We start from the raw sequence: 18,542 nt of genomic DNA on the forward strand, positions 1-18,542 counted from the left end.
GCAGATGCAGCACGGTTTTGCGAGGGCGGGTGTTTTTCCGTCATGCCGGACTTGTTCCGGCATCCATCGCGCCGCGTACCCCATGGCCGGTTGGTTTGCGGCGCCATGGACCCCGGAACAAGTCCGGGGTGACGAAAGGTCAGATCGGTGCGCTTTCCTCGCCGACGGTCGCAGCCTCGGCCCCCGTGTCCAGCACGCCCGGCTGATGCCCGCCGACATGCACGCGCACCCCGGCGAAATTGACGCGGACCAGCGCGGGTGCGGCTGCGGGCGCGGTCTTGCCGCGGTGGACCGTCACGCCGGCGACGGTCTCGTTGCCGCGGTGGACGGTGACGCCCTCGACCACGGTCGCGGCGGGCATCGCGGCGAGCGTCGGGGCGCCGGGCTCGAACCCGGCATAGGCCTGGCGGAAGGTCAGCGCGCGTTCCAGCCCGCCCTGCCAGCGATAGAAGATATGCGCGCCGATCGTCGTGATCCGCGACAGGCTCGACGCCCACCAGGGCAGGATGCTCGTCGTATGGAACGACGTCGCCGCGCCGACCGCGGCATAGACGCTGCCCGACAGCGCGGCCTCGGCGACGCCGCGCGCGCGCTCCCAGGCGCCGGGTTCGCGCGGGCGCAGCATCGATCCGTCGCAGGTGAAGCTGAACTGGCACCCAGTGCGCCGCTGCGATCCCTGATAGACCACGCCGCACACGGTGTTGGGAAAGGCGCGGTCGCGGACGCGGTTGAGCACGACCTGCGCGACCGCCCGCTGCCCATCGGTCGATTGCGACCGCGCCTCGTAATAGACCGCAGCGGTCAGGCAATCGGCGGCGCGCGCGGCATCGTCGGCGGTCCGCGGCGCGGCGAAGGCGGGGGCAGCGCCGGTCGCGAACGCGGCGCGGGTATCGCCGGCCGTCAGCGCCTTCATCGGAATATCGTCTGGGACGTTGAGCGCCATGCGGTGCAGCAGCGTGCGCGAATCGGGGACCGCCTGGATGCGCGATGCGGTGACGGGGTGATCGTCGGGGACGCAGCTGGTCGCGAGGACGAGCGCGGGGAGGCCGATCAGGCCGTGGATGTGCAGAGGGACATGCTTCGCCATGCTCGCGGGGGGTAGCGAGCAGGCGTTGTGGAGTGGTTAATGCGCGCCGAGGCCTTCCCCTATCCGTCATGCTGAACTCGTTTCAGCATCCACCTGGCCCCGTGCGTAATCGCCCCGGGACAGGTGGACCCTGAAACGAGTTCAGGGTGACGGAAGGGAGGAGGGGCGGGTCAGGTTAGTGGACGAACCGCGCGACGACGTCGCGGTACGAGCGGCTCACCTTCACGCTCGCGCCCGAGTTGAGCACGAGGAAGCATTCGCCGTTGGTATGCGGCTTTACCTGCTTCACCAGATCGAGGTTGACGATCGTCGAGCGGTGCACGCGCTGGAACCGGCGCGGGTCGAGTCGCTTTTCCAGGTCCTTCATTGTCTCGCGCAGGATCAGCGTGTTGTCGCCGGTGTAGATGCACATGTAATCGCCGGCGGCGTCGATCCGCTCGATCGTATCGACGTCGACGCGGAAGATTTGCCCGCGATCCTTGATGTTGATGAGCTTTTCGAAGCGGTTGGCCTGCACCGCGTCGCCGCCGTCCATGTCCGCGGCCGCATCGGGCGCGACGTCGGCGAGCACTTCGCGCAACCGGTCGACTTCCTCGACGCCGCGCTTCTCGTTCAGCCGCTGGCGCACGCGGTCGAGCGTATCGGCGAGGCGCGATTCCTCCACGGGCTTCATCAGATAATCGACCGCCTGCGCCTCGAACGCGCGCAGCGCATGGTCGCTATACGCGGTGACGAAGACGAACAGTGGCGGTTCGACCTCCATCAGCCCCTGGACGACCGAGAAGCCGTCGAACCCGGGCATCTGGATATCGAGGAAGACGAGGTCGGGCTTGTGCGTCTTGATCGCGCGGATGGCTTCGCGGCCGTTCGAGCATTTTTCGATGATCTCGACGTCGTCGTGCGCCTGCAGCCGGAGCTCCAGGCCCTGGATCGCCAGCGGCTCGTCGTCGACGAGGATGGTACGGATGGTCATGCGGCCTCTCTGTTCACGTCTTCGAGCTGGTAGGGAATCTCGATCTCGACCGAGAATCCGCCAGCAGGCGTGGAGCGCGTTTCAAAACGGTGGTCGGCCCCGAAGGACTGCACCAACCGATCCCGTATATTGGCGAGCCCCACGCCGGTTGAAAGGCTTGAACCGATCCTGCCCTCGATCAACCCCGGGCCGGTGTCGGATACGGCGATCTGCACGCGTTCCCCGGCGAGCCGCACGCGGACGCGGATTTCGGCGCCTTCTTCCTGCGGCGTGACGGCGTATTTGATCGCGTTCTCGACCAGCGGCTGCAGCAGCAGCGAGGGCAGGCGGGCGCGTTCGGCGCGGGGGTCGATGTCGAATTCGGGGCGCATCCGGTCCTCGAACCGCATCTTCTCGATCTCGAGATACAGTTTTAGCTGGTCGATCTCCTGCGCCACCGTGACGTGCGCGGTCGGCTCGTTGGCGAGCGTGTAGCGCAGGAACGACGACAGCCGGCTCAGCATCGCGTTGGCGCGCTCGGTCTGCTTGAGCAGCACCAGCGTCGAGATCGAGTTGAGCGTGTTGAACAGGAAATGCGGGTTCAGCTGGTAGCGCAGCATCGCCAGCTGCGCCGACGACGCCTGCGATTCGAGATGCTGCATCTGGTCAATCTGGTCTTCGACGATCAGGTAGAAGTTGATCCCGAAATACAGCGCCGACCAGCCGGCGAGCGTCACGAAATTGAGGAACACGAACCCCAGCAGCAGCGTGATCGTGATGCCCGGATTGCTCGTCTTGATGAACGAGAAGGCGAACGCGTCGAGGATGACGTACAGGAACGTCGCTGCCGCCAGCGTCGCGACCGTCAGGAACAGCCCGATGACGCGGGGAAGGCCGCGGTAATAGCCATAGAGCGTCGAGAGCAGCAGCGTGATGCAATAGCCGATGATCGATTCGATGATCACCGGGATGATCACGTCGAGCGTCAGCCCGTTCGACACCGACGACACGCCGCGCAGGACGAGATAGCCGCTCCACCCGACCGCCTGCAGCGTCCAGAACGCCCGGCTCTTGTTCTCGAAGAACGGCCGCGCGGTGAAGGGCAGGCGCCGGGCGGGCAGGCCGGGGGTGGCGGGAGCGGGTGAGGGAAGCATGGCCATTGTTGCCCGCGCTCTTACACGCGGGCGACGGTGGGTGCAAAACGGCGGAGTCCCCGTTCTCCCGCGAAGGCGGGAGAACGGGAGTCGCGAACGCCGCGCGGGTACGCTGGGCCCTCGGACCAAAGGTCCACTTGTTCCCGGCGCCGCATGGCTGCACAGCCTGCATAGTGACCCGCCTGCGCCACCTTTCGCCGCTTCACGCCCGGCTGCTGCTCGCGCTGTTCGCGGTGGCGATGCTGGCGCGTGCGCTGGTGCCGAGCGGGTGGATGCCGGTCGCGACCGCGGACGGCCTGCGATTCGTGCCGTGTTCGGGCACCGGTCCGATGCTCCCGCAGGCCAAGGCGCCGATGCATCACGCGATGCCCGGCATGGCGCACGAGATGGACCACGGGGACGCCGATCACGGCACGTCAGGCATCGACCACCCCTGCGCCTTCGCCGGGATCACGCCCGCGGTCGCCTCGCCTGCGCTTGCGCTCGCGCCGCCGCTGGCCTTCGTGCCGGCGCCGCCCGCCCCGATCCGCGTGCTCGTCGGCATCGGGCGCGGGCTCGCTGCACCGCCGCCGCCACAGACCGGACCGCCCGTCTTCGCCTGATCCGTTGCGCCGCCGCCTTAGACGGTGGGGCGCCCCGACCAGATCCGAAGGACATTCCATGCACAAGCATTTCGCGCTTCTCGGCGCGTCGATGCTCGTCCTCGCCGCGGCGCCTGCCACGGCGGAGGACGAGCGCGGGGCCGACATCGTCGTCACCGCCCGCAAATCCGTATCGCAAGACCAGCCCGCAACCCGCGCCAGCATCGACGCGGCGACCATCGCCGCCACCGTCAACGCGGTGAACGTCGAGGACACCCTCAAATACCTCCCCAGCCTGCTCGTCCGCAAACGCCATATCGGCGACACGCAGGCGCCGCTCGCGACGCGCACCAACGGCGTCGGTGCCAGCGCCCGCAGCCTGGTCTATGCCGATGGCGCGCTGCTCTCCGCGCTGATCGGCAACAACAATACCAACGCCTCGCCGCGCTGGGGGCTCGTCAGCCCGCAGGAGATCGCGCGGATCGACGTCCTCTACGGCCCCTATTCGGCGGCCTATCCGGGGAATGCGATCGGCGCGGTGGTCACCATCACGACCAGGCTGCCCGAACGGCTGGAGGCGACGATCACCGCCGGCACCAACCTCCAGACCTATGATCAGTACGGCACGCACGAGAAGCTCCCGGCTTATCAGCTCGGTGCGACGCTCGGTGACCGGTTCGGGCCGCTCGCGCTGTTCGGCAGCTACGACCACGTCACCAGCAACAGCCAGCCGGTGCTGTTCGTCACCGCCAGCCGCCCGGCAACGGCAAGCGGCGCAGGCACCCCGGTCACCGGCGGTTATGACGACGTCAACCGTACGGGCGCGCCGATCCGCGTGCTCGGCGCGAGCGGGATCGAGCACCAGCAGCAGGATCGCTTCAAGCTGAAGGCCGCGCTCGACGTCACCTCCGCGATCCGCCTGACCTATGTCGGCGGGCTGTTCCGCAACGATACCGACGCGGTGGCGCAGACCTATCTGCGCGACGCGGCGGGCACGCCGGTGTTCGCCGGGACCGTCAACAGCGACGGCCGCGCCTACACGCTCGCGCCCGCGGCGTTCTCCGGCGGCACCTATGCGTTCGACGAGCGTCATTGGAGCCACGCGCTGTCCGCGACCGGCATCGGCGCGGTCGACTGGCAGGTGATCGGCACGCTCTACGACTATGCGCACTCGGTCCAGCGTAGCCCGACCGTCGTTTTGCCCGCAGCGCACGGTGGCGGGGCGGGGACGATCACTCGGCTCGACGGCACCGGCTGGGCGACGCTCGACGCCAAGGCGAGCTTCGATGCGACGCCTGCGCACCGGATCGGACTTGGCGCGCATCTCGACCGGTTCGAACTGGCGAGCGACCGCTATGCCACCGACGACTGGATCTCGGGTCGCGAGGGGCAGCTGAATCTCGCCTCGCGCGGCAAGACGCGGACCGCGGCGCTGTGGGCGCAGGATGCGTGGCGCGTGGCGCAGGCGGTCACGCTGACGCTCGGCGGGCGCTACGAATGGTGGCGCGCCTATGACGGCAGCAATTTCTCGCTCGCCCCCGCGATCGCGGCTACGCAGCCCGTGCTGACCGCGGCGCGCTTCTCGCCCAAGGCGTCGCTGGCGTGGGACCCGAGCCCCGCCTGGACGCTGCGCGCGTCGTTCGGCACGGCGTGGCGCTTCCCGACGGTCGGCGAACTCTACCAGATCGTCACGACCCCGGTCGCCGCGGTTCCCAACCCCAACCTCAGGCCCGAACGCGCGCTGTCGGAGGAACTGAGCGCCGAGCATCACGACGAGCACGGCTCGCTGCGCGTGTCGCTGTTCAACGAGAGCATCCGCGACGCGCTGATTGCGCAGACCGGGCCGCTCAACGGCACGACGACGCTCGCCACCTTCGTCCAGAATGTCGGCCGCACCCGCGCCCGCGGCGTCGAGGCGGCGGTGCAGCGCGCGGACATCGTGCCGCGGTTCGACCTGACCGGCAGCGTCACCTATGCCGACGCGACGACGCGGGCCAACGCGGCCTTCCCCGCCTCGGTGGGCAAGCGCCTGCCGCAGGTCCCGCAGTGGAAGGCGACGCTGGTCGGCACCTGGCGCCCGGCGGACGGCGTGTCGCTGACCGCGGCGGGGCGCTATGCCAGCCGCTTCTACGGCACGCTCGACAACAGCGACGTGGTCGGGAACACCTATCAGGGCTTCTACAGATATCTCGTGGTCGACCTGCGCGCGCAGGTCCGGGTGGGCGAGCATTACACGCTGGGCCTGGGCGTCGATAATGTCGGCAACGACCGGTATTTCCTGTTCCATCCCTTCCCGCAGCGCAGTTTCCAGGCGGACCTCACATGGACATTGTGACGCGAGCGAAGGGCGCGGGCGCGTCCTGGTACAATGCGGTGTGGCGCTGGCATTTCTATGCGGGGCTGTTCTGCATGCCGTTCGTGCTGTGGCTGTCGGTCACCGGCACGATCTATCTGTGGAAGCCGCAGATAGAAGCGTGGCAGGAGCGCACCTATGACGCGCTGCCGATCGGGACGCGCGCACGGCCCGATCGTATCGTCGCCACCGCGCTCGCCGCGGTCCCCGGCGCGCGGCTGAGCAAATACCAGCTGCCCGAGACGCCGCGGCAGGCGGTGCGCGTGCTGGTGGCGAGGGACGGCGTCGAAACGCGCGTCTATGTCGACCCCTATCGCCTGCGCGTGCTCGGCCTGTTGCGCGAGGATGCGCGGCTGATGAAGACGATCTCGGCGCTGCACGGCACGCTGCTCGCCGGTGCGCCCGGCAGCTGGCTGGTCGAGATCGCGGCGTGCTGGACGATCACGATGCTGCTGACCGGGCTCTACCTCTGGTGGCCGCGGGGGCGAAGGGGGCTGGGCGGCATCCTCTACCCGCGCTGGCGGAGCGGCCGCCGGCTGTTCTGGCGCGACGCGCATGCGGTCGCCGGGATCTGGGTCAGCGTGGCCGCCGTGTTCCTGATCGCCACCGGGCTTCCCTGGGCCAATGCCTGGAGCGGCTATCTCGCCGCGGTCCGCACCGCGACCGGCACCACCGACGGCCCGATCGACTGGAAGGTCGCGGGCAGGGCGGACGCGCATGCCCAGCATCGCGGCATGGCGATGCCCGCCGCCGTGCCGGCCAACCTCGACGCCATCGTCGCGACCGCCGACCGCCTGTCGCTCGCCGCCCCGGCGCTGATCGCGCCGTCGGGTGTCGACCGGTGGACGGTCAGTTCGGACTCCGCCAACCGGCCGCAGCGCAGCCGAGTCACGCTCGACGCAGCCACGGGCCGCATCCTCGACCGCCGCGACTTCGCGCAGCGCCAGTGGATTGACCGCGCGGTCGGCTACGGCATCGCGATCCACGAGGGCGCGTTCTTCGGGCTCGCCAACCAGATCCTCGGCACGCTGGTGACCGCGCTGCTGACGACTTTGTCGGTATCGGGCGCGGTGATGTGGTGGCGCCGGCGGCGTCCGGGCACGCTGGGCGCACCGCCGCGGTTCGGCCGCCCGCGCTATGGCTGGAGCCTGGCGGGCGCGATCGCGGCGCTCGGCGTGGCGATGCCGCTGTTCGGCGCGACCCTGCTCGGCGTGCTGGCGATCGACCGGCTGGCACGCGTGCACCGCGCATAAGAAAAGGGCCGCCGTCCCGGATGGAACGGCGGCCCCTTCAGCCGACTGGTGTGGCGCTCGACCTTAGAAGGTGAAGCGCGCGCCCAGGCGGATCGAGTAGAGCGACTGGTTGACATAGACCTGGTCGGCCTGCGGCGTGAACGTCGTGCCGCCGCCGATCGGCGAGTAGCGATACTGCGCGCATGCCTGTCCGGCGTTGGTCGCGATCGTCCCGGCACCATCGGCGTTGCCGGCGGTGGTCAGGCACTGCACGCGAACCAGAGCGGTGTTGTACGGGAAGACGTACTCGCGCTGCTGACCCCAGTTCTTGTTGATGAAGTTGGTGAAGTTCTCGATGTCGGCGAACACCGTCACGCGCGACCCGCCGAGGAAGGTCGGGATTTCCTGCGCGAGGTGAAGGTCGAGACGCGTGAACCACTTGGAGTGGAAGGCGTTACGCGGCGCGACCTGGCCACGATACTTCTTCAGGCTGGTCGCATCGATGAACTGGTTCACCGCATTGCGGACCGCCGCGCTGCTGTACGAGACCTTCGTATCGTCGAGGGTCGGGACGTACAGCAGGTAGCGGTTGCCGCCCGTGCTGGAGTTCGAGCTGACGCCCGTCGTACCGAACACCGAGGCGCGGCCGCTGCCGTTGTTGCCGAAATCCTGGAACGTGTAGCTGAACGGATGGCCGACGCGCGATTCGCCGAACAGCGCGAACGTGGTCTTGTAGTCCCCGAAGAAGGCGTGGTCGTAGTTCACGCCGTACTTGAAGAAGTAGCGGACCTGGTCGTTCGAGATGCCGTAGGCGACGTTGTTCGGATCGCTGAACGCGCCGTTCGAATAGTTCGAACCCGCGGTCGACGAGGTCGCGGGCGCCGCGTCCTTGACGTCCTGGTAGGTGAAGCTGGCATTGAGGCTCAGCCCCGAATCCCAGGCCTTCTCCATCCGCGCGACCGCGATATAGGCGCGGCCCTTGCCGGTGTTGGTCAGCAGGATGTCGGAGTTGGTGTTGGTGCTGGCCGTGCCGCCGTCGATCAGGTTCTGGTACCGCTGACGACCATCGGGGGTCAGCGAACCGGCGATCGGCACCGAACGGATGTCGGTGAAATACACCTGGTCGCGGACCTTCGAGTACAGCAGGTCGGCACCGAACACCCAGTCGTCGCCGAGCGGGCCGAGGTTCGCGGTATACTCACCCGTCAGCGTGGCGCGCCACTGCGACGGGATTTTGAAGTTCGGGTCGAGGGCGTTGACCGTCGAGTTGGTCGCGACGGTGGCGTTGGTCAGCAGCGTGTTCGCCGCGGCCGGGATGGTGGTCCCGTTCACGCCGGTCAGGATCGCACCGGCGGTCGCGGCCTGCGTCGCGGCGGGGGTGCCGGTCGGGAAGCCGTTGAACCCGGTCGCGGTGCGGCTGATGCTGATCGAGTTGGTCAGCACGCCGGTGTTCGAGAAGCTGTTCGACACATAGACGTCGGGGGTGCCGCCGCCGAAGATGCCGCCGCCACCGCGGATGCTGATGCGCTTCATCGGCGTCCAGTCGAAGCCCACACGCGGCTGGAACAGGCCCAGACCCGAGAGGTTCGCGGTGTTGTCGTTGATCATCTTGCGCTGGCCGTTGACGATCGCGCCGTTCGCATAGCGGGCCGCGAAGGCGGTGCTGAGCGCCGGCCGGTCGTCCATCGCGTACAGGTCGTAGCGGGCGCCGTAGCTGAGGTTCAGCGTCGGGGTCACCTTCCACGAGTCCATCACGCCGAACGTGTAGCTCTGATAGCCGAAGTTCGCCGCAGCGGCGTTGGGATCGAGTGCCGGCAGGCCGTTGTTCGCGACGATCGAGTTGCCATAGGCGAGCGACCCGGCAGTGCGGTTCTGGAAGTCGGCGATGGAGTCGAAGTAATAGCTGCCCGAGCTGTTCTGCAGGAACGAGTTGAAGATCGAGACGCTCGCGATTTCGGTGAAGGCGCGGACGTCATGGTCGTTCATGGTCAGGCGAGCCTGGACCAGGCCGCCCCACGTCTCCGAGTGCAGCTCGTTGGTCTGGCGCGAGCTGTCCGGGCCGAAGGTGACGGTGCCGGCGTTGTTCTCGCACGCGGTCGGCGACACGGTGAGGCCCGGTGCCGCGACCGTGTTCGTCGGGTTGGTGCAGACGCGGAACTGCGCGAAGCCGCGGCCCAGCAACGGATCCTGGATACGCGTGTAGTTCTTGTAGAAGCCACGAACTTCGGTCGAGAAGCTGTCCGACCAGTCGGAGTTCAGCTGCACCACGCCGGTGTGCAGGCGGTTGCCCTGGACATAGGCGTTGGATGCGAGGCCGAGGCCGGTCGGCGCGTTCGGGAAGGTGTTCTGCAGCAGGTTGATGCCGTCATTGGCATAGGTGTAGGTCAGCGACAGGCGCTGCGTGTCCGCCAGGTTGGCGTCCAGCTTCGCGACGACGCGGTCGTCCTTGTCGCCCAGGTTCCGCAGCACGCCGCCGGTGTCGTAGTTGTAGACCGACTTGGCGATGCCGCTGATCTGATCGACCTGGGCCTGGGTGATCCCGGCAATCGAGGTACCGGCATTGTTGTCGGTCGGACCCTCGGGGATCGGACGACCGCCGCGCAGGCGCTCGCCGGCGACCATGAAGAACAGCTTGTCCTTGATGATCGGGCCCGACAGCTCGGCGCCGTAGTTTTCCTGCTTGAAGTTCGGGACGTTGATCTTGAGGCTCTTGGTCTCGTCGCCGACGAACTCGTCGCGCTGCTGCGCGTAGAAGCCGGTGCCGTGGAAGTCGTTGGTGCCCGACTTCAGCACGATGTTGATCGCGCCGCCCTGGAAGTTGCCCTGACGGACGTCGTACGGTGCGACCTGCGCCTGGAACTGGCCGATCGCGTCAAGGGGGATCGGCGAGCGGCGGCTGGGCAGGCCGTCGGTGTTGAGGCCGAAATTGTCGCTGACCGAGACGCCGTCGACGGTGAAGCGGTTGTAGCGTGCGTTCTGGCCGGCGAACGAGACGGCGCGGCCGCCCGAGGGGCTGTCGTCGAGGCGCGCGAACGGATCGCGGCGTGCCAGGTCGCGGATGTCGCGGTTGACGGTCGCGATGTTCGCGATCTCGCGGGCGTTGAGGACGGTGGCGGGACCCTGCGAGATCGACCGTGCATTCGGCACGCGGGCGGCGGTCACGACGATCTCGTCGGCATTGCCGCCGGCATCGGCGACCAGCTCGATCGGCAGGTCGAACGCCTGGGCGACCGTGGTGTTGATGTCGGTGATCTGCGTGCTGCCGTAACCCGGCGCGCTGATCGACACGGTGTAGGGACCGCCGGCGCGCAGGCCGTTGACGTTGAACGTACCCGATTCGTTGGTCGTCGCCGTCGAACGCGTGCCCGTGTCGGGCGTCGTCACCACGACGGTCGCGCCGACGACCGGCGCGCCGGCCGAGGTCACGGTGCCGCGGATCGACGAGGTCGTCTCCTGCGCGGACGCGCCCATCGGTGCGACGAGCGCAACGATCGCTGCGCCCAGAAATAGGTTGTTACGCATCTGAATAGTCCCCTTTGAGCGTTCGCTCGATGTCGGCGTCCCATGCCGTCATCCGCGCCCCTGCCCGGAGAATATTTCACGACTGTTACAGATGCGAGTCGCAATGTCGCGGAACCGACTTTGCTGGTGGTGCGTTGCCCAAAAACCACGGTTGTGCGTGGTTGCGATCGCCAAGTTATTGCGACGCCGCGACGATCGCCGCCCAGGCCGCCTCGTCGATCACGCGGATGCCCAGATCGGCCGCCTTCTTCAGCTTCGAGCCGGCGCCGGGTCCCGCGATCACCATGTTCGTCTTGGCCGACACCGACGCCGCGACGCGTGCGCCGAGCGCCTCGGCCTGCGCCTTGGCCTCGTCGCGGCTCAGCGTCTCCAGGCTGCCGGTGAAGACCAGCGTGAAACCGCTGACCTCGGACTCGCGCGTTTCGTGCACGACGTCCTGCGGCGCGACCTCGCGCAGCAGGTCGAACACCACCCGGCGATTGTGCGGCTCGGCGCAGAAGCCGACCAGCGCGCTCGCGACCTCGGGCCCGATCCCCGCGGTCTCGATCGCGGCGACCAGCACCTTGTCGCGGCGCAGGACGAATTTCCGCTCGGGTTCGCCGATCACCGGCACGATCTGCGCACGCAGGAATACCGCGCGGCGCAGCACGGCGCCGAGCGCCCTGGCCGATACATAGCGCCGCGCCAGGTCGCGCGCGGTGATCTCGCCGACGTGGCGGATGCCGAGCGAGAACAGGAAGCGGTCGAGCGGGATGGTGCGCTTGGTCTCGATCGCGGCGATCACCTTGGCCGCCCAGACGCGCCCGTCCTTCTTGCGCGCCGCCAGCTGCTCCTCGGTCAGGCGGAAGATATCGGCGGGCGATTCGATCAGCCCGTCGCGGAAGAACGCCTCGATCAGCGTCTGGCCCAGCCCGCCGATGTCGAAGGCGTGGCGCGACGCGAAGTGGATCAGCCGCTCGACGCGCTGCGCGGGGCAGATCAGCCCGCCGGTGCAGCGATAGACGACCTCGCCTTCCTCGCGCTCGGCCGCCGAGCCGCATTCGGGGCAGACGTGCGGAAAGACCCAGGGCGCGCGCGCCGGGTCGGGCGTCAAATTCTCGACGATCTGCGGGATGACGTCGCCGGCGCGCTGGACGAGCACGCGGTCGCCCGGCGCGACGCCCAGCCGCTCGATCTCGTCGGCATTGTGCAGCGTCGCGTTGGTGACGACGACGCCGCCGACCGTGACGGGCTCGAGCCGCGCGACCGGCGTCATCGCGCCCGTCCGCCCGACCTGGATGTCGATCGCGCGGAGGATGGTCTGTGCGCGCTCGGCGGGGAATTTGTGCGCGATCGCCCAGCGCGGCGCCTTCGCCACTTGGCCCAGCCGCTGTTGCCAGTCGAGCCGGTCGACCTTGTAGACGACACCGTCGATGTCGAACGGCAGATCCGCGCGCGCCGCCTCGATCGCGCGGTACACCGCCAGTGCGTCGGCGGTGCCCTCGACCCGGGCGAAGGCGTCGGCGATCGGGAAGCCCCAGCCACGCAACGCCGCGACCACGCCGGCCTGCGTGTCCGCGGGCATCGCGCTCGTCTCGCCCCAGCCATGCGCGAGGAAGCGCAGCGGCCGGCTCGCGGTCACCGCGGCGTCCTTCTGCCGGAGCGACCCGGCGGCGGCGTTGCGCGGATTGGCGAACTGCCGCGCCTCCTTGCCGGTCTCCTCGGCCTCGGCGAGCAGCCGAGCGTTGAGCGCCGCGAAATCGGCCTTGGCCATATAGACCTCGCCGCGCACCTCGAACACGGCCGGCGCGTCCCCCTGCAGCATCTGCGGGATGTCGGCGATGGTGCGCACGTTCGCGGTCACGTCCTCGCCGACCTGCCCGTCGCCCCGCGTGAGTGCCTGGACCAGTCGCCCCTCCTCGTAGCGCAGCGAACAGGACAGCCCGTCGATCTTCGGCTCCGCGGTCAGCGCCACCGCCTCGTCGTCGGCGAGTTTCAGGAACCGGCGCACGCGCGCGACGAACTCCTCGACCTCCTCGTCGGCGAACGCGTTGTCGAGGCTCATCATCGCCTTGGCGTGCGCGACCTTGGCCAGGTGACCGGCGGGGGCTGCGCCAACGGTACGGCTCGGCGAATCGGCGCGGACGAGGGCCGGGAACGCGGCTTCGATCGCGGTGTTGCGCCGGACCAGGGCGTCATACTCCGCGTCGGAAATCTCGGGCGCGTCGTCGGTATGGTAGCGGGCATTGTGATAGGCGATCGCGTGCGCGAGCGTCTCCAGCTCGGCGGCGGCATCGGTCTGCGTGTCGGGAAGCGCGGTCATGCCGCGAGGGTTAGGGGAGGGGGCGGTCGATCGACAAGTCCCCGATGAACCTTCTGTCGAGCTACGCTTTGAGGCGAAAGGACATTTTCCCGGAGCACCGCCATGACCGACGACACCAGCCGCCGCGACCTCTTCAAGGGCGCCGCCGTCGCCGGCCTCGCCGCCGCGGCCGCCCCCGCCTTCGCGCAAGGAGCGGCGCCGCTCGTCGACCCGCAGACCAAGTTCACCAAGACGCCGTTCGCCGAACAGCCGCAGAAATGGCCGGCGCTGCAGCGTAACATGCGCCCCGTGCCCGATTGCGGCGAGGCGAGCTATCGCGGGTCTGGCCGGCTCGCGGGCCGGAAGGCGCTCGTCACCGGTGGCGATTCGGGGATCGGCCGCGCCGCCGTCATCGCGTTTGCGCGCGAAGGTGCGGACGTCGCGATCAACTATTATCCGAGCGAGGAACCCGACGCGCAGGACGTCGCGAAGCTGCTCCGCGGCGAGGGTCGGAAGGTCGTGCTGATCCCGGGCGACCTGACCGACGCCAAGTTCGCCCGCGGCCTTGCCCCGCGCGCGCACCGCGAGCTCGGCGGGCTCGACATCGTCGTCAACAACGCCGCCTACCAGCAGTCGAAGGCGAACATCGCCGAGATCACGCCCGAGCAGTTCGACCGGACGATGAAGACCAACGTCTATGCGATGTTCCACATCTGCCAGACTGCGATTCCCTTGCTCAAGCCCGGTGCTGCGATCATCAACACCGGCTCGGTCAACTCGGTCGACCCGGGCGAGGAGCTGCTCGACTATGCGACCACCAAGGCCGCGATCCTGATCTTCACCAAGGGGCTGGCGAAGCAGCTCGGCAAGCAGGGCATCCGCGTCAACATGGTCGCGCCGGGCCCGATCTGGACGCCGCTGCAGGTCGCGGGCGGGCAGCTGCCGGGCAAGCTCGGCGAATTCGGGCAGGACACGCCGCTCGGCCGCGCGGGGCAGCCAGCGGAGCTGGCGTCGCTGTACGTCACGCTGGCGGATCCGGGCTCGAGCTTCACGACGGGCAGCGCGTTCGGCGCGAATGGCGGCACCGGCGCGATCTGATTCCACACCACCCCGGCGAAGGCCGGGGCCCAATTGGGAAGGTTTCCGTTGGGAAGCGCTGCGTCCCGTTTCGCGGGTCCCCCCATTTGGGCCCCGGCCTTCGCCGGGGTGGAGACTAACCGCTGCGCACCATGCTATACGCTCCTCCAAAATAAGGAGAGGAAGCATGGCCACCGCACTCAAACCCGCGCCCGCGATCCGCGACCAGGTCAGCCCCGAGGAATGGGCGGTCCGCGTCGATCTCGCCGCCGCCTACCGCCTCGTCGCGCTGTACGGCTGGGACGACCTGATCTTCACGCATATCTCCGCACGCGTGCCCGGCCCCGAGCATCACTTCCTGATCAACCCCTACACGCACATGTTCGAGGAGATCACCGCCTCGTCGCTGGTCAAGATCGACATCGAGGGGAACAAGGTCACCGACACCCCGGCACCGGTCAACCGCGCGGGATTCGTGATCCACTCCGCGATCCATGCCGGTCGCGACGACGCCGTCGCGGTGCTCCACCTCCACACACCGCATGGCCAGGCGGTGTCGGCGATGGCGGAGGGCCTGTTGCCGCACACCCAGACGTCGATGATCGCCGGGCACGACGTCGCCTATCACGACTTCGAGGGCATCGCGACCGAGCTCGACGAGCGCGAACGACTGGTCGCGGACCTCGGCGCCAAGAACAGCATGATCCTGCGCAACCACGGCACGCTGACCGTCGGCGAATCGGTGCCGCAGGCGTTCCTGCGGATGTATTTCCTCGAACGCGCCTGCGAGGCGCAGGTCCACATGCTCAGCGCCGGGCGCGCCGGGCTCAACACCCCCAACCAGGGCGTTGCGGAGAAGGTCGAGAGCCAGTCGAGCGGCCCGGGAATCCGGATGCTGGCCGAAGGGCTCGCCTGGCCGGCGCTGCTGCGCAAGCTCGACCGGACGAATCCCGGGTATCGCGACTAGAGCGCGATACCCGGAACCGAACCGCCCTACGCCCCGCGCATCGGCGTCAGGCGGAGCAGCCGGCCGCCGTCGCCGTCCTCAAGGATCCAGATCGCGCCATCGGGCCCCGCCATCACCGCGCGGATCCGGTTGCCCATGTCCCAGCGCTCGGCCTCGCGCGGCGTCGTGCCGTCGAACGCGATCCGGATCAGCGCCATCGACGCCAGCCCGCCGACGAACGCCGACCCGCGCCACTGCGGGAACATCGCGCCGTCGTAGAAGGTGAAGCCCGCAGGCGCGATGATCGGATCCCAGTACAGCGCCGGCTCCTTGAAGGCGGGCCGGGTCGGCGGCCTGGCGATCGGCGTGTCGTCGTAATTCTTGCCGTACGAAACCAGAGGCCAGCCGTAATTGCCGCCCCGCTCGATCAGGTTCAGCTCGTCGCCGCCCTGCGGGCCCATCTCGGTCTCCCACAACCGCCCCTTCGCATCGAACGCCAGGCCGTAGGGATTGCGGTGACCCGTCGACCAGGTCTCGGCCGGGGTCAGGTTGGGAGCCGGCGTCCGCGCCGTGCGCCCCTTGGCCGTCGTGGCCGCGCCGGTGTTCTCGGGCGGGTCGAACACCGCCACGGTGGCGGCGCCGGTCTTGCCCGCGCCCGGATTGCCCGGCGCGGGACTCCCGTCGAGCGTCAGGTGCAGGATCTTGCCCAGCGCCTGGTTCGGATCCTGCGCAGGCGTGAAGCGCTGGCGCTCGCCCGAGGTCAGGAACAGCGAATTACCGTCGGGCGCGAACGCGATATAGCCGCCGAACTGCCCGCCCGCGCCGCGCGGCAGCTGCCGCCAGATGACGCGCAAGCCCTGCAGCACCGGCTTGCCCGCGACGATCGCCAGCGTCGCCTTGGCGAGCGCCAGCCCGTCGCCGCCTTCGCCCGGCTCGGCATAGGTCAGGTAGACCTGCCGGTCCTGCGGGAAGCGCGGCGAGGTGGCGACGAACAACAGCCCGCCTTGCCCTTGGTCGTGCACTCTGGGGACGCCGCCAACCTCGGTCTTGGCGCCGGTCGGCGTGACCAGCCACAGATGCCCGCTCTTCTCGGTCACCAGCATCGTCGCATCGGGCAGGAAGGCGAGCGCCCAGGGCGCATCGAACGTCGCGACCGCGGTCGTCCGGAACGGCTTGGTCGCTGCAGGAGTCGACGCGCCGTAATTGAGCGGCGCCGCTGCCTTCCCGGTGGTGGCGGCCGGTTCGGTCGCGACAGGATCCGTGGCGGACGGCCCGCATCCCGCCAGCGACATCAGGGCGAAACCGGTCAGGACAGGACGGAACATGGTCGGGCTTTCGTGAAGGGGGCAGGTGATACCCTAGGCTGATACCCTAAGCCGCGGCACGCGGTTGCACCATAAGTGCCTGGGTCGGATCGATTGCCTTTGTCCGCGATGCCGTCAATGATCGCCCAGCGCCGATCGAGCGCGCGTGTCGGGGATGGTGGGGACCATGCAGGTGAAGACGGTGTTGCTGGGTGTCGCGGCGCTTCTCGCGCCATCGACCGCATGGGCTGATTGCAAGGTCGGCAAGATGCTCGACCTGCCCGTCGTCATGGCGGGACGGCGCCCGATGGTGACCGCGCAGTTCGGCGGCCGCGACGCGCGGTTCATCGTCGACAGCGGCGCGTTCTACAGCACGATCTCGCAGGCGACCGCCGCCGAATTCGGGCTGAAGGTCCAGGCGGTGTCGGGGCTCCAGCTGAAGGGGGTGGGCGGCACCGCGACCGCTTCGCAGGCGGTCGCGCAGAATTTCGCGCTGGGCGGGGTCACGATCCCGAAAGTCGCGTTCATCGTCGGTGGCAGCGATACCGGAACCGCCGGGTTGCTCGGCCAGAACATCCTCGGTCTCGCCGATGTCGAATATGACCTCCCGCACGGCATGGTCCGGCTGATGCGGACGACCGATTGCGGCAAGACCGGGCTTGCTTATTGGGCGGCCGTCCGTCCGGTGACGATCGTGAAGCTCGAACGCCCGACGTCCGACCGGTTCAAGCCCCACACGATCGCGACCGTGCTGCTCAACGGCAAGAGCATCCGCGCGGTGTTCGATTCGGGCGCGCAGTCGTCGTTGCTGAAGCTCGCGGCGGCGAAGCGGCTGGGCATCGGCCCCGATTCGCCCGGCGTCGTGGCGAGCGGCATGAGCAGCGGGCTCGGCTCGCGGCAGGTCCGCGCCTGGGTCGCGCCGTTCGACAGCATCGATATCGGTGGCGAGCTGATCCCGAAACCCAAGATCGCCGTCGCCGACGTCGATCTCGGGACCAGCGACATGCTGATCGGCATCGACTTCTTCCTGTCGCACCGCCTGTTCGTCTCGAACACGACGCGGACGATGTACATGACCTATGAGGGCGGGCCGGTGTTCGGGCTGTCGCCAAAGGGCGCGCGCACCACGCAGGGCGTCGCGATCGACCTGACCGACACGACCGCCGCGCCGACCGAGGCGGAAGGGTTCAGCCGGCGCGGCGCGGTGCTGGCCTCGACCGGCAAGCTGGAGGACGCGCTCGCCGATTTCGACAAGGCGATCGCGATGGCGCCGAACCAGGGCCGCTATTACCACCAGCGCGCGATGGCGCGGCTGGCCCGCCGCCAGATGCTGCCGGCGCTGTCCGACCTCGATCGGGCGATCGCGCTCGTACCGACCGACAGCGAGGCGCGTATCGCGCGCGCCGGCCTGAGGATCGGCGGCGGCGATACCGACGGCGCGAAGGCGGACGTGGAGGCGGCGAACGCGGCGCTGGCGCCCTCGTCCAACAGCCGGCTGACGCTCGGCGGGATGTACGACCGGCTCGACATGCCCGAAGCCGCGCTCGCCAATTACGATCTCTGGTTGCGCGACCATCCGGAGGATTCGAAGCGTGCCAATGCCTTGAACGGGCGATGCTGGGCCCGCGCGCAGCTCAATCGCGACCTCGACAAGGCGCTGTCGGATTGCAACGCGGCGCTCAAGGCTTTTCCGACGCGCGCCGCCTATCTCGACAGCCGCGCGCTCGTTCGCCTGCGTCGCGGCGAGCTCGATGCCGCGCTTGCCGATTACGACGCTGCGCTCCAGCGCAACCCGCGCAATGCCTGGTCGCTCTATGCGCGCAGCATCGCGGCGGCCCGCGCGGGCAGGGGAAACGAGGCAACCGCGAATCGCACCGCAGCGCTGGCGATCGACAAGCGCGTCACTGACCGCGCCAAACGCATAGGGCTCGATTGAGGCGCCACAGGGCGGCAGGTGGGGCAAAACGGCTGATTTGGCAAAAAGTGTCATGTGGGTGTCAAAAAGTGTTTGACGGGTTTGGGAGGTGGGCCTAGAGGGGTGTCACCGCAGCGG

The 18,542-nt window shown here is 68.7% G+C and carries 12 protein-coding genes; 6 read left to right on the top strand and 6 right to left on the bottom strand.

Features of this window, described 5'->3' with window-relative positions; genetic code table 11:
- Positions 1–139: 139 nt before the first annotated feature.
- From FSB78_RS00215 to FSB78_RS00225, 3 genes are all read right to left on the bottom strand, one after another.
- The gene (locus tag FSB78_RS00215; RefSeq protein ID WP_147078933.1) at positions 140–1,087 is read right to left on the bottom strand and encodes a cell wall hydrolase; all 948 of its coding nucleotides are present in this window, start codon (positions 1,085–1,087) and stop codon (positions 140–142) included.
- Between the two features lie 175 nt (positions 1,088–1,262).
- Positions 1,263–2,060, bottom strand: coding sequence for a LytR/AlgR family response regulator transcription factor (locus FSB78_RS00220; protein WP_147078934.1), 798 nt, complete (start codon positions 2,058–2,060; stop codon positions 1,263–1,265).
- Entirely contained in the window at positions 2,057–3,193 is a 1,137-nt protein-coding gene (locus FSB78_RS00225; RefSeq protein ID WP_242008390.1) for a sensor histidine kinase, read from the bottom strand. The genes FSB78_RS00220 and FSB78_RS00225 overlap by 4 nt, the downstream gene beginning before the upstream one ends.
- Before the next feature lie 173 nt (positions 3,194–3,366).
- On the opposite strand from FSB78_RS00225, the gene FSB78_RS00230 reads away from it, so the two are divergent.
- The 3 genes from FSB78_RS00230 to FSB78_RS00240 are packed head-to-tail and all read left to right on the top strand — an operon-like array spanning position 3,367 to position 7,380.
- Positions 3,367–3,795 (top strand): hypothetical protein, encoded by a 429-nt coding sequence (locus FSB78_RS00230; RefSeq protein WP_242007888.1) that lies wholly within the window; start codon positions 3,367–3,369, stop codon positions 3,793–3,795.
- A gap of 58 nt (positions 3,796–3,853) precedes the next feature.
- Complete coding sequence (locus tag FSB78_RS00235) at positions 3,854–6,109, top strand: TonB-dependent receptor (protein ID WP_147078938.1); 2,256 nt, start codon at positions 3,854–3,856, stop codon at positions 6,107–6,109.
- Positions 6,097–7,380: a PepSY-associated TM helix domain-containing protein gene (locus FSB78_RS00240; RefSeq protein ID WP_147078940.1), complete on the top strand. Its 1,284-nt coding sequence runs from the start codon at positions 6,097–6,099 to the stop codon at positions 7,378–7,380. Before FSB78_RS00235 ends, FSB78_RS00240 begins: the two co-directional genes overlap by 13 nt.
- A 63-nt stretch (positions 7,381–7,443) precedes the next feature.
- On the opposite strand, the gene FSB78_RS00245 is transcribed toward FSB78_RS00240, so the two are convergent.
- Together FSB78_RS00245 and ligA are read right to left on the bottom strand one after the other, a co-directional pair.
- On the bottom strand, positions 7,444–10,881 hold the full coding sequence (locus tag FSB78_RS00245; RefSeq protein ID WP_147078942.1) for a TonB-dependent receptor: 3,438 nt from the start codon (positions 10,879–10,881) through the stop codon (positions 7,444–7,446).
- Positions 10,882–11,056: 175 nt separating this feature from the next.
- Complete coding sequence (gene ligA / locus FSB78_RS00250; protein ID WP_147078944.1) at positions 11,057–13,183, bottom strand: NAD-dependent DNA ligase LigA; 2,127 nt, start codon at positions 13,181–13,183, stop codon at positions 11,057–11,059.
- A gap of 102 nt (positions 13,184–13,285) precedes the next feature.
- Between ligA and FSB78_RS00255 the strand changes: the two genes are divergently transcribed.
- Both FSB78_RS00255 and FSB78_RS00260 read left to right on the top strand, forming a co-directional pair.
- Positions 13,286–14,260 carry an SDR family oxidoreductase gene (locus FSB78_RS00255; protein WP_147078946.1) on the top strand — a complete coding sequence of 325 codons (975 nt, stop codon included), beginning with the start codon at positions 13,286–13,288 and terminating at the stop codon, positions 14,258–14,260.
- 166 nt (positions 14,261–14,426) lie between these two features.
- Positions 14,427–15,206: a class II aldolase/adducin family protein gene (locus FSB78_RS00260; protein WP_147078948.1), complete on the top strand. Its 780-nt coding sequence runs from the start codon at positions 14,427–14,429 to the stop codon at positions 15,204–15,206.
- A 26-nt stretch (positions 15,207–15,232) separates the two neighbouring features.
- On the opposite strand, the gene FSB78_RS00265 is transcribed toward FSB78_RS00260, so the two are convergent.
- On the bottom strand, positions 15,233–16,510 hold the full coding sequence (locus tag FSB78_RS00265) for a PQQ-dependent sugar dehydrogenase (RefSeq protein ID WP_242007889.1): 1,278 nt from the start codon (positions 16,508–16,510) through the stop codon (positions 15,233–15,235).
- A gap of 166 nt (positions 16,511–16,676) precedes the next feature.
- Here FSB78_RS00265 and FSB78_RS00270 point away from each other — a divergent pair, with 166 nt between their 5' ends.
- Positions 16,677–18,425 (top strand): aspartyl protease family protein, encoded by a 1,749-nt coding sequence (locus FSB78_RS00270; protein ID WP_147078950.1) that lies wholly within the window; start codon positions 16,677–16,679, stop codon positions 18,423–18,425.
- The last annotated feature ends 117 nt before the right edge of the window (positions 18,426–18,542 follow it).

Source organism: Sphingomonas ginsenosidivorax, from assembly GCF_007995065.1.
Lineage (GTDB): Bacteria > Pseudomonadota > Alphaproteobacteria > Sphingomonadales > Sphingomonadaceae > Sphingomonas > Sphingomonas ginsenosidivorax.

Coding starts and splice junctions, on each gene's coding strand:
- FSB78_RS00260 (WP_147078948.1), top strand. CDS start 14,427: ATGGCCACCGCACTCAAACCCGCGCCCGCGATCCGCGACCAGGTCAGC.
- ligA (WP_147078944.1), bottom strand. CDS start 13,183: ATGACCGCGCTTCCCGACACGCAGACCGATGCCGCCGCCGAGCTGGAG.
- FSB78_RS00245 (WP_147078942.1), bottom strand. CDS start 10,881: ATGCGTAACAACCTATTTCTGGGCGCAGCGATCGTTGCGCTCGTCGCA.
- FSB78_RS00270 (WP_147078950.1), top strand. CDS start 16,677: ATGCAGGTGAAGACGGTGTTGCTGGGTGTCGCGGCGCTTCTCGCGCCA.
- FSB78_RS00265 (WP_242007889.1), bottom strand. CDS start 16,510: ATGTTCCGTCCTGTCCTGACCGGTTTCGCCCTGATGTCGCTGGCGGGA.
- FSB78_RS00255 (WP_147078946.1), top strand. CDS start 13,286: ATGACCGACGACACCAGCCGCCGCGACCTCTTCAAGGGCGCCGCCGTC.
- FSB78_RS00240 (WP_147078940.1), top strand. CDS start 6,097: ATGGACATTGTGACGCGAGCGAAGGGCGCGGGCGCGTCCTGGTACAAT.
- FSB78_RS00220 (WP_147078934.1), bottom strand. CDS start 2,060: ATGACCATCCGTACCATCCTCGTCGACGACGAGCCGCTGGCGATCCAG.
- FSB78_RS00225 (WP_242008390.1), bottom strand. CDS start 3,193: ATGCTTCCCTCACCCGCTCCCGCCACCCCCGGCCTGCCCGCCCGGCGC.
- FSB78_RS00235 (WP_147078938.1), top strand. CDS start 3,854: ATGCACAAGCATTTCGCGCTTCTCGGCGCGTCGATGCTCGTCCTCGCC.
- FSB78_RS00215 (WP_147078933.1), bottom strand. CDS start 1,087: ATGGCGAAGCATGTCCCTCTGCACATCCACGGCCTGATCGGCCTCCCC.